Origin of the sequence: Gordonia asplenii (assembly GCF_012933505.1) — a bacterium.
GTDB classification, from domain to species: domain Bacteria; phylum Actinomycetota; class Actinomycetes; order Mycobacteriales; family Mycobacteriaceae; genus Gordonia; species Gordonia asplenii.
Genome location: NZ_JABBNB010000007.1, coordinates 228,906 through 244,946, shown reverse-complemented (window position 1 = coordinate 244,946; position 16,041 = coordinate 228,906). Strand labels below are relative to the sequence as shown.

Genomic DNA, 16,041 nt, shown 5'->3' with positions numbered 1-16,041 from the left:
GTAGTCGAGTGCCCGATTTTCGGGCCTCGTTCATTCGGTACCGTAGACGGTACCATTATAGGTGCCGAGGTCTTATGCGCGACGTCACACGCGGATCGAGATCCGCGGTAGCGTGACAACAGCCGACTGTGACCAGCTAGCGCAACGCTGTAGGCTGCGTAAACTATGACCAGCCGACACCAGTCCGCGCGCCGAACGTCCAGGGCGCGAGCCCTGTATGACGTCATCGTGACCGGCACCAAGCCTGTCTAGGCCACCTGGATTGGGTTATCAGTTCACGATCGACGACGTCGACTTCCTCACCTCCAGGCACGGCGCGAAAGCGCTGGAGAACGTGACGGCACTGGAGTTGTCGGCGTCGTCGATGATTTCCGACGTCAGCCAAGTCAAGTGCCGCTATGCGCCGCGCGAGGCGGCGCTGATCGAGACGGTCCGGTACCGACGCCGGGCACGGGTCAAACTGCGCGACGCGCAGGACATGCTGTTCACCGACGACGCGCTGCAGCAGGCCACGCCGACGACGGTGGCGTCGTTGCGGGCGGCGGAGATCGGTGCGCGGTTCCCGGGATCGCTCGTCGCCGACGTCACCTGCTCCATCGGTGCCGAGGTACGCGAACTCGTTGCCCGACAAGATATTTCGGGGGTAGTCGGCAGCGACATCGACCCAGTTCGGCTGGCGATGGCACGCCACAACGTGCCCGGCGCCACGCTCCTGCGAGCCGACGCACTGACCCCGACGTCGCGGGCCGACGTGGTGATCGCCGACCCGGCCCGTCGTGCGGGCGGCTCGCGAACGTTCCGGATCGAGGACCTGCAGCCGTCGCTGCTGGGTCTACTGACCACCTACGGTGAGCAGCCGTTGCTGGTGAAGTCGGCACCCGGCATCGACTACCTCGCGCTGCGGGCGCGCTTCGGCTTCGACGGCCAGGTGCAGATCACCTCGCTCGACGGCGGGGTCCGCGAGGCGTGTCTGTGGAACGACGTCGCCTCGGAAGGACTTGCCGCACAACGGGCGACGGTCCTGCGGTCGCGTCCAGACGGAACCGTCGGCGTCGAAGAGATCACCTCTGCGGAGTCCGACGACGCGCCGGTGGCACCGCCCGGTGACTGGATCATCGATCCCGACGGCGCCGTGGTGCGCGCCGGCCTGGTACGGCACTACGCGGCCCGACACGGGTTGTGGCAACTGGATCCGCAGATCGCCTACCTGTCCGGAGACGCGGTGCCGCCCGGAGAGCGGGGATTTCGTGTGCTCGAACAGGTCGGCGTCGCCGAGCGGGCGCTGCGGACGGCATTGGCCGCCCGTGACTGCGGGACGCTGGAGATCCTGGTCCGCGGACTCGACGTCGACCCCGATCGGCTCCGAAAGAAGTTGAAACTCAAGGGCTCTCGACCGTTGACACTGGTAATGACGCGGATCGGGAAATCGGGCGTGGGTTTTGTGTGCGAGGCGGGGGTGCGGGCATAACGGTCGGCGTAGAGTCCTCCTGAATGACCTCGACCGCACTCGCCCTCATCCTGACCGCAGCCGTGTGCCACGCGATGTGGAACATCGCGGCCAAACGAGTCAGCTCCGACGGGTACACGTTCGTCTGGTGGTACACAGTCGGATCGGCGGCGCTGTGGCTGCCGGTGGGGCTGGTCTTTCTCGCCCTCGACGGATGGCCGTGGTCATGGGGGCTGTTGTACGCGCCGATCGTCTCCGCTGCCATCCACATCGCCTACCAGCTCAGTCTGCAGACCGGCTATCACCGAGCCGATCTGTCAGTGGTCTATCCCGTTGCCCGGGGCGCCGGACCGTTGATCACGATGACGGTGGCGATCCTCGCGATGGGGGAGCGGCCGGGTGTCGCGGGCATCGTCGGCGGGCTGGTGATCATCGCGGGCATTGTGATCGTCGCCTCGGGCAGTTCGCCGACGCATCGTGCGCGACGCGTCGACGGCGTGCTCTGGGGTGTCCTCACCGGTGCGGCCATCGCGTCGTACACGCTGTGGGACGAGCACGCGGTGACCTCGCTGGCACTGCTCCCGGTGAGTTATTTCGCCGTCGCAACCGGATGGCAGTCGGTATTCATGACGCCGTATCTGCTGCGCAAGTACCGGGCGTCGATCATTCCGGTATTGCGCCGCTACTGGCTGGAGATCACTGCGGTCGCGGTGCTGTCGCCCTTCGCGTATGTGCTTGTACTGCAGGCGATGCGGACGACGCCGGTGGCGCTGGTAGCGCCGGTGCGGGAGTCGAGCATCGTCGTCGGATCGCTGCTCGCGTGGTGGATGTTCAAGGAGCCCAACCCGGTGCGCAAGATGGTCGGCGCGGTGGTGGTGCTGGCCGGGATCGGGCTGATCGTGGTGTGAGGTCTACTCGAAGTCGGCCTTGCTGTCGAAGAAGTACACCTTGCCGATGTTCGTCGCCAGTGCGATCTGCCCCTTCGGTGACACCGCGACACCGGTCGCGAACCCGACCGAGTCGGGAATCGCCAAGGTGCGCTTGGTCTTTCCGTCGGTCGACGACACCTCGATCAGCGACAGCGAATCCTTGCCCGCGTCGCGTACGACGGTCCACGCCGTCTTCGACTCGGTCAGCGTCGACAGGCTCACGGTCTGCAGATCGTCGCGCTGCCATACCTGGACGGCTTTGTCGCCGGCGTCGTGGATCATCTTCAGCGGTGCGCCGATCACGCCGGTGGGGATGATGTCCCCGCTGGGCGAGACGGTCATCGTGCCGAAGCCGTAGCCGCCGTTGTCGTAGTGCCACTTCTCCTTGCCGCTGTCGGCGTGCAGGGCGTACAACTGGCCGAGGCGGCTGAACGCGTAGACGGTCTTGCCGTCGGCCGACAGGGTCGCCGGCCCGACGACGCCGCCGGGGATGTCGTTGTGCCAGATCTCGCGGACGGCGCGCTTGCCGTTCACCTCGGAGTATTCGAAGCCGCGGATCTGGGAGGCGATCGCGCCCTGCGGCCAGAAGTTGATGAAGAATCGCTGCGCGGAGAAGTCGACCGCGGCGGGGGCCGGGATCGCGCACCGGGGGCCGTTGGTGATGCAGTCACCCATGCCGTAGGTGCCGTCTTCGGGGTGCACGTCGGGACGCAGGAGCACCTCGGGAGCGACGAATTCGTTCGACTGGGTGTCGATCAGCAGGATCTGTCCCTGCGTCGTCGCCACCAGCACCACACCGGGGGCCGCGAACTTCGCCGACAGCGGCACGCCGTAGACCGGCATCCGCCAGCGGATCGCGCCACCGGCGTTGAAGGCCAGGAACGTCGTCTGCTCGCCGACGTAGGGCTGGTCGTACTGATCGACGAGCAACGAGTTGACCGCGATGCCCTCGCGCATCCGCTTGCAGAAGTTCTTCCGACCCGAATTCGGGTCCAGCACAAGGAGGTTGCAGCCGTTCGCCGTCGTCGACGTCACGCCGACGTTGGACTGATTGGACAGCGTGATGGGCGCGGTGACCGGTCCGCCGGTGGGGCGCGACCAGTGGAAGGCGAGGTCGTCGGGCACCGACGGGTAGGCGTAGTTGGAATTCGCGGCGTTGCCGCCGTAACTCGACCAACCCGGACTGGCGAGGGACCGCACGTCGACGTGACCGTCCGAACACGAGACGAGTGCTGTCGCGGTGATCGCGACGGTGCCCAATCCAACCGCGACCCGCACTGCACCGGATAGTCGGCGGACCACTGCACGCATGTATTCTCCTCGATCATTCGACGCCGGACGACGCCGCTTTCGACTCGCTCGCACTCACCGCGCACGAGCAACCGCATGTGAGCCTATCGCGTGGGCGGTGCCGACCGGCTCGGGCCGGTCCACCCCCGTCGGCGTTCGGCGTCGAACGATAAGGTCGACTCGGACAGTGGCGAAGAGGAGATCACCGATGACGACGATGTGGAATGCGTCCTACAAATCGCGCTGGCGGGCGGGCCGCAAGCGCGATCCGATGCAGGTGCGGTTCTTGACGCTGGATTCGTTGCGCTGGGTGCTCGCCAACCGCGCCTACACGCCCTGGTACCTGGTCCGTTACTACCGTCTGTTCAAGTTCCGGGCGGCCAACCCGCACATCGTGCTGCGCGGCATGGTGTTCCTGGGCCGCAACGTCGAAATCCATGCGACGCCGGAACTGTCGCGGATGGAGATCGGACGTTGGGTGCACATCGGCGACGGCAACTCGCTGCGCGCCCACGAGGGCAGCCTGCGGATCGGCGACAAGGTGGTCTTCGGCGCCAACAACGTCGTCAACTGTTACATCGACATGGAGTTCGGGGCGTCGACGCTGGTCGCCGACTGGTGCTACATCTGCGATTTCGACCACAAGATGGACAACATCGAGATGCCCATCAAGGATCAGGGCATCGTCAAGGGCCCGGTGCGGATCGGTGCCGACACCTGGGTCGCCGCGAAGGTGACCGTACTGCGCAACACCATCGTCGGGCGCGGATCGGTGCTCGGCTCGCACGCCGTCGTCAAGGGCGTCATCCCCGACTACTCGATCGCGGTCGGCGCACCGGCGCGGGTGGTGAAGAACCGCAAGGAGGACTGGGACGCCAACGCCGCCCAGCGTGCGGAACTCGAACGTGCGCTGGCCGACATCGAACGCAAGAAGGCCGCGGCCGCGGCGGCCGAGCAGCAGGGCGCCTGACGAACCCAGCCCCGAACCACTCAGCCGGGCACCACGGCACGGCCCTCGCTGGGCTGCACGACGACGAACCCGGGGCCGTGGAAGGCGAGCTGGAACGCCTCGCCGGATCCACGGCCGATGAGCGCGCCGAGCTTCATGTCGTTCTTCAGGGCCGGCTGCAGACCGGCCGACCAGCACACCGCGGCCTGCGGGTCGACGAACGTCGGCTGCTGCGAGCAGTCGAGCACCAGCGGAGTTCCGTGGCAGGTGACCGCCGCGGTGCCGTGCCCGGCGACCTCCAGGTTGAACAGGCCGCCGGCGAGCATGCCGGCGTTGCCGATCGTCGTGATCTTCCACTGCAGGTCGGCGTCGAATGCGAGCAGGCTGCGGGTATTGATGGTGATCGCATCGCCCTCGAGTTGCAGGGTGAACACATTGTGGTTGTCCTGGGCGAAATACACCTCGCCCTGCCCGGTCACGCGCATCATCTGCCCGCCCTCGTTGGTCACCGCGCGTTTGAGGAAGTTGCTGACGCTGCCCGCGCCCTCATGTTTGAACTCGAACTGCCCCTGATAGGCGACCATCGCGCCCTTCGCGGCCAGAACGTCCGCACCGAATCCCACGCGCAGCATCTTCGAGGACTGCAGGCTCCAGCGCTCCCGCGTCTGCGTCACTTGGTTGGCTTGATCAAAGATGTTGCTGCGCATACGTTCTCCTGAACTCTTGTTAGGGTGTGTCTCCCAATTCCCTTTGCGGTCCTCGGCGGCCCGATGACCGCCTGGCCGCGTTGTCGTCGGTCACGATAGCTGCCGCTATCGCTCCCTCCTCCGCCTTGCCAGATCGGCCACCGACGAAATGCCCCGTCGCTGCGCTCGCCCCGGCGATGCCTCGCAGAAGAATCGGGAGACACACCCTGGCTGTGAGAACGAGTCTACGTACCGGATGTCCGATTTACTCCGGGGGGCGACGGCGAATCGGACATCCGGTCACAGGGGTTTGTTCGGATCCCGTTCTGGCAGTGGGCGTTCGACGATGTTCGGCCGCCCGATCGCATGGCGCACTCGGCGCTTGGCGGCCAGGTACACGCCGGCGGTTCGTTCGGCGACCTCGCCCCAGGAGAAGTCCTCGGTCAGTTGGGCGCGGGCACGCCGGGCGCGCGCCGACGCCGCCGCCGGATCGTTGAGGGTCGCCCGGACCGCCGCGGCCAGGCCGGCGACGTCGGCCGGTGGGAACGACATTCCCGTCACCCCGTCGGTCACCGCTTCGCCCAGGCCGCCCGCCGTCGACACCACCAGCGGCGCACCGGTCGCCGCGGCCTCCAGGGCGACGATCCCGAACGGCTCGTACCGGCTCGGCAGAACGATCGCGTCGCAGCGGTGCATCAGGTCGACGAGGCCCTCGTGGTCGACGCCGCCGACGAACTCGACAGCACCCGAGACGCGGTGGCGTTTGGCTTGCTCGGTGAGCCACTCCAACTGCGTTCCGGCACCGGCCACCGTCACCGTCGTACCGGGGTGGCTGCGCCGGATGCGGGGCAGCGCGGCGAGCAGATCCTGCACGCCCTTCTCGTATTCGAGGCGCCCGGCGAACAACAGTTCGGCACCTGCGGTGCGGGCACTGCGTTCGGCGAACGGCCACGTGCCGATGTCGATGCCGTTGTGAATGACGTTGATCTCCGGGACATCCGGGCCGAACAGGCGATTGACCTCGTCGCGCATCGACGTCGAGCAGGTGATCAACGCGTCGGACTCGGCGGCGAGCCACCACTCGATGGAATGCACCTGACGGTTCACCCGACCCGACACCCAGCCGCTGTGCCGGCCCGCCTCGGTGGCGTGAATGGTGGAAACCAACGGTGCGTCGAAGAACTCGGCGAGGGCGATCGCCGGATGGGCGACCAGCCAGTCGTGTGCGTGCACGACGTCGGGGATCCACGGCTGCGCATCGTCGATGGCTCCGAATGCGGCGAGCTTCAGCCCGGCGCGGATCAACGAGTGTCCCATCGCGAGCGTCCACGCCATCATGTCGTGTCCGAACTCGAATTCGCCCGGGTCCTCGGCCGCGGCGATCACTCGCACACCTTCGACGAGATGGTCGACGGTCGGGTGCGTCAGCGCATCGGTTCCCGCCGGGCGTCGGGTCAGCACGACGACGTCGTGGCCGTCGGCCGCCAACTCGATCGCGAGATTGTGGACGTGACGGCCCAATCCGCCGACGACGACCGGCGGATACTCCCACGACACGAGCAGGATCTTCATCTCAGTTACCTCCGGTTGCCGGCAGCCGTCGTGCGTCGAGCTGGGCGAACAGATTGTCCGCGCGGCCCCAACCGTCGGCGAGGCGCTGGGCTGCCTCGACGCGGCCCGACGACGCTGCGTCGCAGATCTCCCGGGTCGCGTGGGCGTGCTTGTGCGCGCGGTCGGTGGCGTACCCCGCGGCAGTGTCCTTGGAGACCATGAACGGCCAGTCCGACGACACCGTCAGCAGTGTTTCGCGAATGATCTGGTCATTGACGCGGTCGCGGGAAGTGGTTGCGGCGCTTGCCATCTGCTTGTCGACGGTGTCGAGTGCGGTCTGCGTCACCTCGGCGTTGAGATCCACGAAATGCCGTACCTGCGGGCCCGCCCACACACGCCAGTCCTTGCCGGACCCCCACGACGAGTCAGTCAGGTGCACCGGCTGCCCGACGTACCCACCGCGCCGCGCGTCGTCGAGCGTCCCGACGGTGACCCCGACTTCGGGGAGACGACGCAGGACTCGCTCGAGCCATCGCGGTCCCTCATGCCACCAGTGACCGAACAGTTCGGTGTCGAAGGCGGCCACGACGAGAGCGGGACGGCCCATCCGCCGCGATTGCGCGATCAGCCGTTCGCGGACCTGCCCGACGAAGTCATCGACATGGCGATCGATGACCGCGTCGACGCGCGCCGGATCGTACGGAGCCTTGGCGGCGCCGTCGACGGAGCGCCCGGTCACGCGGGAGAGCTTGAGCCCGGAGTCGTGATCGTAGGTGTGGAAGTCACGGTAGGCGGCGTGGCCGGGATATCCCGATTTGGGCGACCACACCCGGTAGGAGACCTGCAGGTCGCGACCGAATGCGACGACGTCACTGCCGCCGACCGGACGGCCGAGCGCGGTGTCGCCGCGCAGCGTCGGGCCGTCGACCATGAAGTGGCGGACGCCTGCCGTGTCGTACTCGATTTCCATACCGGGGGTGAAGGCGCATTCGGGCGCCCAGATGCCGGTCGGGGTATGACCCCAGCGCAGCCGGGCGTCGGCGAGACCCTCGGCGAGCGAGAAACGTCGGAGCCGTTCGTCGAGCAGCGGCTGGAACGGGTGCGCGAGCGGTCCGCCGAGCAGTTCGATGACACCCGTGTCGACCAGGGTTCGGATGGCAGCGCTGCCGCCGTGGCGCCAGTGCTGCTCGAAGTCGGCCAACGCGGCGGCCGCTGCGCGGAACTCGCGGTTGCCGTGATCGCGGCGCACCGGATCGCGATCGGTTGCCAGTTCCATTGCCCGCAACTGCCAGTCGGCGAGCCACTCGTACATCGACGCCGCGGCGTGCGGGTCGTCGAGCTGCGCCGCAAGAACCGGCGTGATGCCAAGGGACACTTGGCTTTTCATTCCATCGGCGGCGAGCCGACGCAGGACGTCGAAGACCGGCTGATACGACGACCCCCACGACTGATACAGCCACTCCTCGCCGACCGGCCATCGCCCGTGGTTGACCAGCCACGGAAGGTGCGAATGCAGAACGAGCGTGAACTGACCGGGAACCGCGTCACTCACTGTGGTGGTGCTCATCCGCCGGAGACTGTCGCGAGCGCCAGGAGGTCGAGACTCGCGTCGACGTCGCCCGTGCGGATCGCGAAGTCGGCGGTGGCGACCCGGGCGACGTCGGCTGCCAGCGACGCCGGCCACGGCTCGCCGGCCAGTGCTCGGTCGATCTGGGCGTCGATGATCGAACCGTCCCACTTGGCGTCGAGTTCGAGAAGGGCGTCACCGTGGTGCACGCCGAGCATCTGCGGGGTGTCGAAACCGTTGTCGACGAGGAGCTCGGTGAGTTCCAGGGCGTTGAGCTCGCGGGTGTGGAAGGGGTTGAGCGGGGTGTCGCGGCCGGGGGAGAAGGTGATGCGGTTCGGCGTCGAGATGAGCAGGCGACCGCCCGGTCGCAGGACGCGTGCGCATTCGCGGATGAACAGCGGCTGATCCCACAGATGCTCGATGACCTGGAAGTTCACCACCACGTCCACCGAATCGTCGGCGAGGGGCAGGTCGATGAGGTTGCCCTGGTGCACGGTCAACTGCGGGTAGCGGGCGCGAGTGTGCTCGACGGCGGACTGGTCATAGTCGACGCAGACGACGCTCGCCGCGCGACCCGACAGCATCGCCGCGCCATAGCCTTCACCGGAACCGGCTTCGAGGATGTCTTTGCCGTCGACGGCGTCGAGAATGTACTCGTAGGCCACCTCGTGGCGCCGGAACCAGTAGTTCTCCTCGGGGATGCCGGGGACGGTCCGTTCGCCGGTCAATGCCAAGGTGGCCTGGTCAGCGGTGGTTTTGGGCGCGTCCGACGCAGCCTGGTGTGATTCGGTCATCCCCTTGAGGGTAGCCGTAGCCCAAGGTCGGGCGGAAACCGATCCTACTGAGCAGTCATATCGAGTTGGTCGGTGGCCTGCTGGGCCGACGGGGCTGCTCTGCAGCCGCAGACCGGCCGGGAACCGCTGCGTGTTGAACGGTGACGCGGGCGGCCCTACGGCGCGATGTGATGACAAGTCACGCAGGTTGCGGCTGTCTCTCGCCTCGAAATCCCCAGGATTCGGGCTGTACGCCTGGGTCGTGAATAGGCCGGCAGTGGTGGGTGATCCGTGTGCGGCACCGAAGAAGTTGATGGCATTGTCGTTGGATTGAGCGCGTAAGCGGACGTGACATCGACTCGAGAATCACGAGGCGCGATAAGTTCACCCCCGGTGGCGAGTCGAGGGGAAACTCGGGAGTCGTGAATTTTCGCGGCTACGACGGCTTTATCAAGTTTATCCGGTCTGATACCTCGGGTGTAGACGGTCGCGCGTCGGACACCGGCAATGCAGGCGACCCAATCGCGGCTCGTTTCGCCTGTTTGAATTCATCATCGTCGAGGATTCCGCGCCGGTGCAGCTCGGCGAGTCTCTCGATCTCGCCGGCGATCCCTCCGGCGGCGGTTTGATGTGGTCGACCAGTCTGAACATCCTGTGCGGGGGCGGGCGCGATGACGGTGGGTATCGAGGCCTGTGGCAACCGCTGTGCGGACGGGACCGACGTCGGCAGCGCGGGCGTACCGCGGATGGTGCCTTGGACGGGCGGTTGCGGAGTTCGTTGCCGAAGCTGATCAAGGTAGTACGTCGCGAAGTCGATCTCACTCTTGTCGAGCAACCCGAAATTGACCTCGCCGGTCGGTGTGGAAATCCTGAGGGTGAAGCCTCCCATTTTCTCCGGAAACCTGAACGAGAGGATGTCGCAGGCCCAGGCGTTGAGCACGATCCGCTTGTCGATGGAAGCGCCGAAGCTGGTAAATCCGATTACGCGGGAGCTGGTCACCATCGTTGCTTCAGTCACTGGCTTGAATCGCCCGGTGCCGAAATATGCCCAGATCACTTCGTTGGGCAGAAGGTCAGGAGAGATCTTCTGACTCCACTTCGCTGCTTTTCTCTCCCTGATCTTCCCGCTTACTTCGGCCATGTTCCCTCTTCGCTCCGTGGTCCCTCTTCAGCTCACTGGTCCCCGGAGACACGAACGGGGCCGCCTACGCGTGTCTGAGCGTAGTCGACCTGCGAGCCATGCAGTCGCTTCCGACTGTCCCGTTAGATCGCCGCCGGATCCGGTCTCGCCGCTCGCTCACCACCCCGCCTTAAACTCACGCTGAACCTTTGCCTACCTCACCGTCGCGTTCAATGGTTGCCTTGGATCACCATGCGACATCCGCCGTCGTATGCGACCAGACCGTCATAACCGTTGCAGCACTACAGAATTCGGCCGTCGTCCCGGCGTCGGCCCAATTCGTCATGCCAGCGGCGAGGAGAGGACACCATGACTACCGAACGCGTCGCCGAGGAAATCGAATTCGCCTACTGGGTGCCGAATGTGAGCGGTGGCCTGGTCACCAGCGACATCGAACAACGCACCAGCTGGGACTACGAATACAACAAGAAGCTCGCTCAGACCGCCGAGAACAACGGTTTCACGTACGCGCTGTCGCAGGTCCGCTACGAAGCGAGTTACGGCGCGGAGTTCCAGCACGAGTCGACCAGCTTCAGCCTCGCACTTCTGCTCGCCACCGAACGGCTCAAAGTGATCGCCGCGGTGCATCCCGGTCTGTGGCAACCGGCGGTGCTCGCCAAGCTGGGTGCCACCGCCGACATCCTCTCCGGCGGCCGCTTCGCGGTGAACGTCGTCAGCGGCTGGTTCAAGGATGAGTTCACCCACCTCGGCGAGCCGTGGCTCGAGCACGACGAACGCTACCGGCGCAGCGCCGAGTTCCTGCAGGTACTCCGCAAGATCTGGACCGAGGACGACGTCGACTTCCGCGGCGACTTCTACCGCATCCACGATTTCACTCTCAAGCCCAAGCCGCTCAACACCCCGCAGCGCCCCAACCCGGAGCTGTTCCAAGGCGGCAACTCGCTGGCCGCTCGACGCAACGGCGGCCGGCACGCCGACTGGTACTTCTCCAACGGCAAGGATTACGACGGGGTGACCGAGCAGCTCGTCGACGTCCGGACCGAGGCACGCGCGCACAAGCGCGAGGTCAAGTTCGGGCTCAACGGCTTCATCATCGCGCGCGACACCGAGAAAGAGGCCCGCGACACCCTGCGCGAGATCATCGAGAAGGCGAATCGTCCTGCGGTGGAAGGCTTTCGGGACGCGGTGCAGCAGGCGGGCAACTCGACGTCGAGCAAGCAGGGCATGTGGGCCGACTCCACCTTCGAAGATCTCGTCCAGTACAACGACGGTTTCCGCACGCAGTTGATCGGCACTCCCGAACAGATCGCCGAGCGAATCGCCAACTACCGCCGACGCGGCGTCGACCTGATCCTCGGCGGCTTCCTGCATTTCCAGGAAGAGATCGAGTATTTCGGCGAAAAAGTGCTCCCGTTGGTGCGTGAGATCGAGGCCGCCGATCGCGAACAGGCCGAGCGGAGCGGCGGGGGATCGAACCAGATTCTTCTCGGAGTGTGACGTGATTCTCACCCATAGTGTGAGGTAGGCCCCGTTTGGTCCGTGGTGGCCACGCGTTAAAGTAAGGAGGACCCATAGGCCTTACCCGCCGGTAAGTTGCCTGAACCCGACGCAGGAGGTCGACGAAGACCCATGACGAACATTGTCGTACTGATCAAGCAGGTTCCCGACACGGGGTCGGAACGCAAACTCAACGATGCCGACTTCACCCTGGATCGTGAAATCGACCCGGTCATCTGTGAGATCACCGAGAAGGCTGTCGAAGAGGCCCTGCAGATCAAGGAGGCCAACGGCGGTGAAGTGACCGTCCTGACCGCCGGACCCGACAAGGCTACCGACGCGATCCGCAAGGCGCTGTCGATGGGTGCCGACAAGGCCATCCACATCAACGACGAACTGCTGCACGGTTCGGACGCCGTGCAGACGGCGTACGTGCTGGCCGCCGCGTTGGGCACCGTGGAGGGTGTCGAACTGGTCATCGCCGGCAACGAAGCCTCCGACGGACGCGTCGGTGCCGTGCCGGCGATGATCGCCGAGTACGTGGAGCTGCCGCATCTGACCTCGCTGCGCAAGGTCACCGTCGACGGCGAGAAGGTCACCGGCGAGCGTGAGACCGACGAGGGCATCACCACCGTCGAGGGCACCCTTCCGGCGATCGTGAGCGTCAACGAGAAGATCAACGAGCCGCGCTTCCCGTCCTTCAAGGGCATCATGGCCGCCAAGAAGAAGACCATCGAGGTTCTGACCCTGGCGGATCTGGGCATCGAGGCCGACGTCGTCGGACTCGCCAATGCGGGCAGCAAGGTCACCGCGGTCACCCCCAAGCCCGCCAAACAAGCCGGTGAGCGTGTGGTCGACGAGGGCGACGGCGGCACCAAGGTGGCTGAGTTCCTGGTCGGTCAGAAGATCATCTAACTCCCACTCAGCGTTCGCACTCACCCCACATACTCCAGGAGATAAACCATGGCAGAAGTACTCGTGCTCGTTGAGCAGGACGCCGAAGGCGGGCTCAAGAAGGTCACCTCGGAACTCATCACCGCCGCCCGCGCGCTGGGCGAGCCGTCGGCCGTCGTCGTCGGCCGCTCCGGTGCGGCAGACGGCGTCGTCGCCGGCCTGACCGAAGCCGGCGCGGAGAAGATCTACGTCGCCGAATCCGACGAGAACACCGCGTACCTGATCAGCCCGCAGGTCGACGTCCTGTCGTCGATCGCCGAGTCGGCCGCACCCGCGGGCATCCTGCTCGCTGCCGGCGCCGACGGCAAAGAGATCGCCGGGCGTCTGGCCGTGCGTCTGGGCGGCGGCGTGCTCGCCGACGTCATCGAGGTCAAGCCGGGTGGCGGCGTCCACTCGATCTTCGGCGGCGCCTACACCGTCGACGCCGAGGTCAACGGCACGGTCATCGCGACCATCCGTCCCGGTGCCATCGAAGCCGCTCCGGCCGCAGGCGCGGGCACCCGCGTCGACGTCGAGGTTCCCGCACCGGCTGAGAACGCGGTGAAGATCCTCTCCGTCGAGCCCAACGTCGGCGGCGACCGCCCCGAACTCACCGAGGCGTCGATCGTCGTCTCCGGTGGTCGCGGCGTCGGCTCGGCCGAGAAGTTCTCGGTCGTCGAGGCTCTCGCGGACTCGCTCGGTGCGGCTGTCGGTGCATCGCGCGCCGCCGTCGACTCGGGTTTCTACCCGGGTCAGTTCCAGGTCGGCCAGACCGGCAAGACGGTCTCACCGCAGCTGTACGTCGCGCTGGGCATCTCCGGTGCCATCCAGCACCGTGCGGGCATGCAGACCTCGAAGACCATCGTCGCGGTCAACAAGGACGAGGAAGCGCCGATCTTCGAGATCAGCGACTTCGGCGTCGTCGGCGACCTCTTCAACGTCGCTCCGCAGCTGACCGAAGAGATCAACAAGCGCAAGTAACGGCGTCGACAGGCCCGTTCAACTCGATGACCCCCGGCGGCAAGCCGGGGGTCATCGTGGTTTTCACCGCAGGTCGGGGCTTGTTCACGCGTCCCTCGCCGACACGACAGTCGAGCGTTGCGGCACGGTTGCCTGATCTGGGAACCATGAGAGCCATGACAGGTATCAGCGCAACTACGCTCGTCACCCCTGACGGCCGCCGCACGATTCTGGCCGGGGGCGGGTTCGTCCTCGACATCTCGAACAACGCCGACGACATCGTCGACGCACAACGCCTGCGCTACGACGTCTTCGCCGCCGAACCCGGCTTCTCCGACCAGATCGGCGACGCCCGAACCGGACTCGACGCCGACCGCTTCGACGAATTCTGCGATCATCTGCTGGTCCGCGACACCGAGACCGGTAGCCTCGTCGGCTGCAGCCGCCTGCTTCCCCCGCCCGGCGCCATCGCCGCGGGCGGGTGGTACTCGGCGACCGAATTCGACCTGAGCGACCTCGACGGCATCCGCTCCCAGACGGTCGAGATGGGCCGCGCCTGCGTCGCGGGCGATCAGCGCAGCGGTTCGGTGACCGCGCTGATGTGGGCCGCACTGCTCGACTACCTCAACCAGGCCGACTATCGCTACCTGATGGGGTGTGTCTCGGTGCCGCTCGACGGTGCCGTGATCCGCGGCGGGGGAGCGCCGAATCCACGGGGAGCGGACCTGCGCGGCATCCGCGACACCCTGCTGGCCGATCACGCGGCAGCGTGGCAGGCACGTCCGTTGAGCGCGCCGATGGTCGACGGCGTACCACTCGACGTCATCGCCGCTCCGTCGAAAGTCGTTGTGCCGCCACTGATGCGGGGCTACCTGCGCCTCGGCGCCAAGGTCTGCGGCGACCCCGCCGTCGACGATGTGTTCGACGTCGGCGACTTCCTCACAGTGCTCGACGGTGACGCCACCTCCTCTCGCTACCGCAGGCGCTTGCAGGACACGGTGTTGCGGCTCACCGCGCAGGGCGACGCGTGACCACCGCCGTCGATCACCGACACGCGTGGTTTCCGTCGAGCCCGTGCGACGCGAGCTGCGTGCGAACGACGTCGCAGCCGGCCGGGCCGATGCGTCGGGTGTGGCGGTACTGTGCGCTGGCCACGGTGCTCGGTTGCCTCGCCCTGACGTTCCCGTTCGTACTCGTCGCGCCGCGCATCGTCCGGCGCCGCTATCTGAAATCCTTCTCGCGAAAACTGTTGGGTTCGTTGGGGATTCGCATCGACGTCGACGATCGTCGCCCGTTCCCGGCGCGGGCCCGCGGGCTGGTCGTCGCCAACCACGTGTCCTTTCTCGACGTTCTCGCGATCGCCGCGGTCAGTCCCGCACATTTCGTCGCGAAGTCCGATGTGCTGGAGATGGGCCCCGTCGCGGTGGTGGCCCGGATGCTCGGCGTGATCACCGTCGAGCGGGGTTCACTGCGACAGCTGCCCGCGACGGTCGACGCCGTGGTCGATGCGCTGCACCGGGACAAGTGCGCCGCGGTCTTCCCGGAGGGCACCACCTGGTGCGGTCGCAGCTCGGGTCGGTTCCGCCCGGCGTTCTTCCAGGCCGCCATCGACGCCGGGGTACCCGTGCTCCCGATGACGCTCAGGTACTCCGATTCCGATGGAAATCTCTGTCCCGCACCGGCATTCATCGGCGACGACGAAGTGGGCGACACGATGGGCCGGATCCTGGCCCAGCGGTCGATGACGGTGACCGTCGTCGTGCACGAGCTGCAGCTGCCGGTTCCCGACCGCCGTTACCTCGCGTCGACCTGCGAACGCCTCGTATTCGGCGACCGCTCGGACGACCTCGGGCCCCTGGTCGTGGCCGATCCGCGACGCCCGCACACGCACCCGATCGCGGCGTAGCGCCGCGCTTACCCGCTCATCGAGTGCCGACGCGAGGGAAGTGCTGCGAGCCCTCCTCCGCTCATCGAGTGCCGACGCGAGGGGAGTGCTGCGAGCCCTCCTCCGCTCATCGAATGCCGACGCGAGCGCAGCGAGTCGTCGGTGTATCGAGATGTGGTGAGCCGAACTCGGGAGACGACCCCGGTGCGGACTGACCGACGAACACTCTGACCGGTTTGATGTGTCTTCCCCCGCTCATCGAGTGCCGACGCGTGAGGGGAGCGCGCCGCGCTTCCCCCGCTCATCGAGTGCCGACGCGAGCGCAGCGAGTCGTCGGTGTATCGAGATGTGGTGAGTCGAATTCGGGAGACGACCCTGGTGCGGACTGACCGGCGAACACTCTGACCGCTTCGATGTGCACCGGCTTGGATAC

At 66.4% G+C, this 16,041-nt stretch carries 14 protein-coding genes; 8 read left to right on the top strand and 6 right to left on the bottom strand.

All coding sequences use genetic code 11. The annotated features are described in order from the left end of the window. The first annotated feature begins 262 nt into the window (after nucleotides 1-262). The gene (locus HH308_RS09260) at nucleotides 263-1,468 is read left to right on the top strand and encodes a class I SAM-dependent methyltransferase (protein ID WP_170193894.1); all 1,206 of its coding nucleotides are present in this window, start codon (nucleotides 263-265) and stop codon (nucleotides 1,466-1,468) included. A gap of 23 nt (nucleotides 1,469-1,491) precedes the next feature. Continuing rightward, nucleotides 1,492-2,355 carry an EamA family transporter gene (locus HH308_RS09255; protein WP_170193893.1) on the top strand — a complete coding sequence of 288 codons (864 nt, stop codon included), beginning with the start codon at nucleotides 1,492-1,494 and terminating at the stop codon, nucleotides 2,353-2,355. Between the two features lie 3 nt (nucleotides 2,356-2,358). Here HH308_RS09255 and HH308_RS09250 read toward each other — a convergent pair whose 3' ends face one another. Further along, nucleotides 2,359-3,687, bottom strand: coding sequence for a PQQ-binding-like beta-propeller repeat protein (locus tag HH308_RS09250; RefSeq protein ID WP_170193892.1), 1,329 nt, complete (start codon nucleotides 3,685-3,687; stop codon nucleotides 2,359-2,361). Between the two features lie 187 nt (nucleotides 3,688-3,874). On the opposite strand from HH308_RS09250, the gene HH308_RS09245 reads away from it, so the two are divergent. Then, nucleotides 3,875-4,636: an acyltransferase gene (locus tag HH308_RS09245; protein WP_170193891.1), complete on the top strand. Its 762-nt coding sequence runs from the start codon at nucleotides 3,875-3,877 to the stop codon at nucleotides 4,634-4,636. Between the two features lie 20 nt (nucleotides 4,637-4,656). On the opposite strand, the gene HH308_RS09240 is transcribed toward HH308_RS09245, so the two are convergent. The 5 genes from HH308_RS09240 to HH308_RS09220 form a co-directional block, all read right to left on the bottom strand. Continuing rightward, nucleotides 4,657-5,322 (bottom strand): AIM24 family protein, encoded by a 666-nt coding sequence (locus HH308_RS09240; protein WP_170193890.1) that lies wholly within the window; start codon nucleotides 5,320-5,322, stop codon nucleotides 4,657-4,659. A gap of 279 nt (nucleotides 5,323-5,601) precedes the next feature. Continuing rightward, nucleotides 5,602-6,873, bottom strand: coding sequence for a glycosyltransferase family 4 protein (locus tag HH308_RS09235; RefSeq protein WP_170193889.1), 1,272 nt, complete (start codon nucleotides 6,871-6,873; stop codon nucleotides 5,602-5,604). 1 nt (nucleotide 6,874) lies between these two features. Continuing rightward, nucleotides 6,875-8,419, bottom strand: a complete 1,545-nt coding sequence (locus tag HH308_RS09230; RefSeq protein ID WP_170193888.1) for a 1,4-alpha-glucan branching protein domain-containing protein — start codon at nucleotides 8,417-8,419, stop codon at nucleotides 6,875-6,877. Then, the gene (locus HH308_RS09225; protein WP_170193887.1) at nucleotides 8,416-9,213 is read right to left on the bottom strand and encodes a class I SAM-dependent methyltransferase; all 798 of its coding nucleotides are present in this window, start codon (nucleotides 9,211-9,213) and stop codon (nucleotides 8,416-8,418) included. The genes HH308_RS09230 and HH308_RS09225 overlap by 4 nt, the downstream gene beginning before the upstream one ends. Before the next feature lie 415 nt (nucleotides 9,214-9,628). Beyond that, the gene (locus HH308_RS09220; RefSeq protein ID WP_170193886.1) at nucleotides 9,629-10,333 is read right to left on the bottom strand and encodes an SHOCT domain-containing protein; all 705 of its coding nucleotides are present in this window, start codon (nucleotides 10,331-10,333) and stop codon (nucleotides 9,629-9,631) included. Nucleotides 10,334-10,681: 348 nt separating this feature from the next. Between HH308_RS09220 and sfnG the strand changes: the two genes are divergently transcribed. From sfnG to HH308_RS09195, 5 genes are all read left to right on the top strand, one after another. Next, nucleotides 10,682-11,830 carry a dimethylsulfone monooxygenase SfnG gene (sfnG, locus tag HH308_RS09215; protein WP_170193885.1) on the top strand — a complete coding sequence of 383 codons (1,149 nt, stop codon included), beginning with the start codon at nucleotides 10,682-10,684 and terminating at the stop codon, nucleotides 11,828-11,830. 132 nt (nucleotides 11,831-11,962) lie between these two features. Beyond that, on the top strand, nucleotides 11,963-12,745 hold the full coding sequence (locus tag HH308_RS09210; protein WP_170193884.1) for an electron transfer flavoprotein subunit beta/FixA family protein: 783 nt from the start codon (nucleotides 11,963-11,965) through the stop codon (nucleotides 12,743-12,745). A 48-nt stretch (nucleotides 12,746-12,793) separates the two neighbouring features. Next, a complete protein-coding gene (locus HH308_RS09205; RefSeq protein WP_170193883.1) occupies nucleotides 12,794-13,744 on the top strand; it encodes an electron transfer flavoprotein subunit alpha/FixB family protein in 951 nt (316 codons plus the stop codon). Between the two features lie 155 nt (nucleotides 13,745-13,899). After that, entirely contained in the window at nucleotides 13,900-14,754 is an 855-nt protein-coding gene (locus HH308_RS09200) for a GNAT family N-acetyltransferase (RefSeq protein ID WP_246284418.1), read from the top strand. Further along, entirely contained in the window at nucleotides 14,751-15,629 is an 879-nt protein-coding gene (locus HH308_RS09195) for a lysophospholipid acyltransferase family protein (RefSeq protein ID WP_170193881.1), read from the top strand. Before HH308_RS09200 ends, HH308_RS09195 begins: the two co-directional genes overlap by 4 nt. The last annotated feature ends 412 nt before the right edge of the window (nucleotides 15,630-16,041 follow it).

Bases quoted from the DNA above. Each gene is read 5' to 3' on its own strand.
- HH308_RS09255 (WP_170193893.1), top strand. From the start codon at position 1,492: ATGACCTCGACCGCACTCGCCCTCATCCTGACCGCAGCCGTGTGCCAC.
- HH308_RS09250 (WP_170193892.1), bottom strand. From the start codon at position 3,687: ATGCGTGCAGTGGTCCGCCGACTATCCGGTGCAGTGCGGGTCGCGGTT.
- HH308_RS09245 (WP_170193891.1), top strand. From the start codon at position 3,875: ATGACGACGATGTGGAATGCGTCCTACAAATCGCGCTGGCGGGCGGGC.
- HH308_RS09240 (WP_170193890.1), bottom strand. From the start codon at position 5,322: ATGCGCAGCAACATCTTTGATCAAGCCAACCAAGTGACGCAGACGCGG.
- HH308_RS09235 (WP_170193889.1), bottom strand. From the start codon at position 6,873: ATGAAGATCCTGCTCGTGTCGTGGGAGTATCCGCCGGTCGTCGTCGGC.
- HH308_RS09230 (WP_170193888.1), bottom strand. From the start codon at position 8,419: ATGAGCACCACCACAGTGAGTGACGCGGTTCCCGGTCAGTTCACGCTC.
- HH308_RS09225 (WP_170193887.1), bottom strand. From the start codon at position 9,213: ATGACCGAATCACACCAGGCTGCGTCGGACGCGCCCAAAACCACCGCT.
- HH308_RS09220 (WP_170193886.1), bottom strand. From the start codon at position 10,333: ATGGCCGAAGTAAGCGGGAAGATCAGGGAGAGAAAAGCAGCGAAGTGG.
- sfnG (WP_170193885.1), top strand. From the start codon at position 10,682: ATGACTACCGAACGCGTCGCCGAGGAAATCGAATTCGCCTACTGGGTG.
- HH308_RS09210 (WP_170193884.1), top strand. From the start codon at position 11,963: ATGACGAACATTGTCGTACTGATCAAGCAGGTTCCCGACACGGGGTCG.
- HH308_RS09205 (WP_170193883.1), top strand. From the start codon at position 12,794: ATGGCAGAAGTACTCGTGCTCGTTGAGCAGGACGCCGAAGGCGGGCTC.
- HH308_RS09200 (WP_246284418.1), top strand. From the start codon at position 13,900: ATGACAGGTATCAGCGCAACTACGCTCGTCACCCCTGACGGCCGCCGC.